The sequence below is a fragment of the uncultured Campylobacter sp. genome, from assembly GCF_937890585.1.
Taxonomy (GTDB): Bacteria; Campylobacterota; Campylobacteria; order Campylobacterales; family Campylobacteraceae; genus Campylobacter_A.
This window is the reverse complement of record NZ_CALACG010000086.1, coordinates 1-3,482: the sequence shown is the minus strand read 5'-3', so window position 1 is coordinate 3,482 and position 3,482 is coordinate 1. Positions and strand designations below refer to the sequence as shown.

Sequence of the window (3,482 nt, the reverse complement as noted above, 5' to 3'; positions counted from 1 at the left end):
AGAAGGTGGGTGCGAAATTTTATGAGGCTAGCTGGAGCAAGAAAGATCGTAAAAAGCCGTTTTTGCCCTAGTTTTTTTGAAAAAAGAGAAGAGTTTAAGTATGAGGCGCTAGTTGGCATGGGTGGCAACATCGGCGATAGCGCAAAGAGGTTTGATAAATTTATAAGAGCGATTAGTGAAGATAGGCGTTTTCACGTGGTTGAAGTCTCGCCGATCCTTATAAATGCGGCGTTTGGCTACGAAGCGCAGGATGATTTTAGTAACGCTGTTATAAATTTACAAACGTCACTGGCTCCTAGAAATTTGCTAAAAATTTTGGGGCATTATGAGAGTAAATTTAAGCGCGTGAGGACGTTTAAAAATGCTCCACGCACGCTTGATCTGGATATTTTGTATTTTAGTAAAAAAGTCTATAAGACGCCGCGCCTTATCGTCCCGCACCCAGGGGCTAGTAAGAGGCTTAGCGTGATCGTGCCACTAGGGCTTATGAGAGGTTAAAGGATATAAATGGCTACAAAATTTCATACTTTTACAGGTGAGAGCACCATCGAGGCTTTGAAAAAGGCTCAAGAAGCGTGCGGCGAGAAGGCCATACTCGTCACCACAAAGCAAATTCAAGCCAAAACGATAAACAAAAAGCCGCTTTATGAAATTTTAGTAAGCGTCGAAGAGGACGAGGTAAAGCAACCGCCAAAGCCAAATATAAAAGCAATAAATTATGAAAATGCCTACTCTAAATTTAGCAAAAACTACGAGCCACCAAAGCCAAAATTTGAGATAAAAGAGGAGCCTGCTAAATTTGAGGCAAAAACGACGTCGCCTGAGCCTTACGATCCAAATGAGAGCGTGCTTTTAAATATCTCAGACGTCGCAAAAGAGATAAGCGCGATCGCAAATGTCGATATGAATGAGATAAAAGAGCCAAGCACAAATGGTATGAATAAAAAAATAGACGATGTGGCAAAGCAAGTGAGCGTGCTAAGCGAGAAAATAGGGCTGATAACTGACATGATCTGGGACGAAAAAGCCCCAAATCGCAACAATCTCTCGATCCCGCCAGAGTTTGCTACTATCTACAAGCTCGCAAAACAAAGCGGCATGAAAGAGGAGCATCTAGAGGCGATCATGCAAACGACGCTTGAAAATTTGCCAGTCTCTATGAAAAGCAACCCAACTGCGGTAAAAAGGTACTTCTACTCGCTTTTGCGGAATATGCTGCCATGCAGAAAAGAGCTCAGCGATAAAAAACAGCGCATAATGATGCTAGTTGGTCCAACCGGAGTTGGCAAGACGACGACTCTTGCAAAGCTCGCGGCTCGTTTTGCATACGGCAACGAAAAGCGCTATAAAACGGGCATCATCACGCTTGATACGTACCGTATCGGAGCGGTCGAGCAGCTATTTCAATACGCTAAGATGATGAAGCTACCGATCCTTGACGTCATAGAAGTCGAGGACTTTCAAAACGCCATAAAGCAGCTTAGCTACTGCGACGTGATACTAATCGACACCACTGGAAATTCGCAGTATGACAAAGAAAAGCTTGAAAGACTTGATAAATTTTTAAAGCATAGCGGCGCAAAGATCGATGTAAATTTAGTCCTTTCGGCTGGCTCAAAGGTCGAGGATCTGATAGAAATTTATAATGGATTTTCATTTTTGGAGATCGACACTTTAATAATCACAAAATTTGACGAGACCAAAATTTTTGGCAACGTCTTTTCGCTGATATATGAGACAAATACGCCAGTTAGCTACTTTAGTGTGGGTCAAGAGGTGCCTGACGATCTTGTGGAGGCAAGGAGCGAATTTTTAGTAGAGTGCGTGTTTGACGGCTTTACAAAGCAAAAGGCTAGTGATGAATAACCAAGCGCAAAAACTACAAAATTTAGTCCAGTCTCAAAATAAGGCTAAAAATACGCATTTTATAGCGATTACAAGCGGCAAAGGCGGCGTTGGCAAGAGCACGATAAGTGCAAATTTGGCAAATGTCTTGTCGCAAAATGGCTATAAAGTAGGGCTTTTTGACGCTGATATCGGCCTTGCAAACCTTGATGTTATTTTAAACGTCAAAATGGGCAAAAACCTGCTTCACGTGCTAAAGGGCGAGTGCAGTCTAAAAGATATCTTGATACCTATAAATAAAAATCTCATCCTCATCCCTGGCGAGAGCGGCGATGAAATTTTGAAATTTAACAATCAATTTTTATTTGAGAGATTTTTAGATGAGGCGAGCGAGCTTGATCAGCTTGACTTTTTGATCATTGACACCGGTGCTGGCATAGGCGGCAGCACACAGCTCTTTTTAGAGGCGGCTGATGAGGTTGTCGTGGTAACCGTGCCTGACCCTGCGGCGATAACTGATGCGTATGCTGTCATAAAGATCGTTTCAAGGTTTAAAAATAACGAGCTTTTGCTACTAAATATGGTAAAAAACGAGGCTGAGGCTACTAGAATTTATGAAAATGTAAAACGAGTGGCAAATGCAAATATCGGACCAAATTTAAATTTAGAGCTAATTGGCTACGTGGCTTCTGATAAGAGCGTGGCAAGGAGCATAAAGCAAAGGACACTCTTTACAGATGACGAAGCTTACGGCTCTGCTAGCGTGCAGATCAAGCAGATAGCTTCGAATTTGCTTTATAGGTTGGAACGAAAAGTGCTTAAAGATGAGCAAAGCAGGAGCTTTGGGGGCTTCTTTAAGCGTTTGATAGAACAATTTTAATGGAGATTGAGCTTTGCGTGCAGAAAATTTTATAGCATTTTTTACGGTTTGTGGATTTTTCATAGGCATAGTTTTTACCTTGCTAAAGGTGAGCGAGCCTATCGAAATGCTCGTTTATACGCTAGTTATTACTTTGTTTTTTTACCTTATAATTCACATCGTGATAATGAACTACGTCGATGTAAAAAGGACTTTGAAGAAATTTTTTGACAAGCAAAGACATGAGGAGATTGCTGATTATCTCATCTCTGAGCTAAACGTTAGGGAAAAACGGATGGAAAATATCATGCTAAAAGTAACCACCGAAAATTTAGACTCTGGTAAGCAAAATGTACGAACTAAAGCAAAAGCAGCTTAACGCTTATAAAAGCACCATTAAAAAAGAGCAAGACGAGATCGTCTTAAAATACATGCCAGCTCTGCGCGCGATGGCGTTTAGGCTAAAGGAGCGCTTGCCTTCAAGTATCGACGTAAACGACCTTATAAGTGTTGGCGTTGAAGAGATGATAAAGCTTAGCAGGAAGTATGACAAAGAGCAAAACGACTCATTTTGGGGATATGGCAAAAAAAGAATTTATGGCTCGATGCTTGACTACCTAAGAGCGCTTGACGTCGTTAGTAGAAGCGACAGAAAGCTAGTAAAGAGTATAAATACCGAGATAGATAACTACTTTAACACGCACGAAGAAGAGCCAAGCGACGAGTATCTGGCTGAAAAACTAAATGAAGATATCGAAAAGATAAGAGAGGCAAGGGG

5 protein-coding genes are annotated in these 3,482 nt (G+C 41.5%); all 5 read left to right on the top strand.

Annotated elements, in window-relative coordinates; genetic code table 11:
• The first annotated feature begins 21 nt into the window (after positions 1–21).
• Positions 22–498, top strand: a complete 477-nt coding sequence (gene folK, locus Q0296_RS02425) for a 2-amino-4-hydroxy-6-hydroxymethyldihydropteridine diphosphokinase (protein ID WP_298036112.1) — start codon at positions 22–24, stop codon at positions 496–498.
• A gap of 9 nt (positions 499–507) precedes the next feature.
• Positions 508–1,866: a flagellar biosynthesis protein FlhF gene (flhF, locus tag Q0296_RS02420; protein WP_298036111.1), complete on the top strand. Its 1,359-nt coding sequence runs from the start codon at positions 508–510 to the stop codon at positions 1,864–1,866.
• Positions 1,859–2,725 carry a P-loop NTPase gene (locus Q0296_RS02415; protein ID WP_004317632.1) on the top strand — a complete coding sequence of 289 codons (867 nt, stop codon included), beginning with the start codon at positions 1,859–1,861 and terminating at the stop codon, positions 2,723–2,725. The genes flhF and Q0296_RS02415 overlap by 8 nt, the downstream gene beginning before the upstream one ends.
• A gap of 13 nt (positions 2,726–2,738) precedes the next feature.
• Positions 2,739–3,083, top strand: coding sequence for a hypothetical protein (locus Q0296_RS02410; RefSeq protein ID WP_012140116.1), 345 nt, complete (start codon positions 2,739–2,741; stop codon positions 3,081–3,083).
• Positions 3,055–3,482, top strand: a 428-nt coding sequence (locus Q0296_RS02405; RefSeq protein WP_298036107.1) for a sigma factor, incomplete at its 3' end; no start/stop codon positions are given. The genes Q0296_RS02410 and Q0296_RS02405, both read left to right, overlap by 29 nt.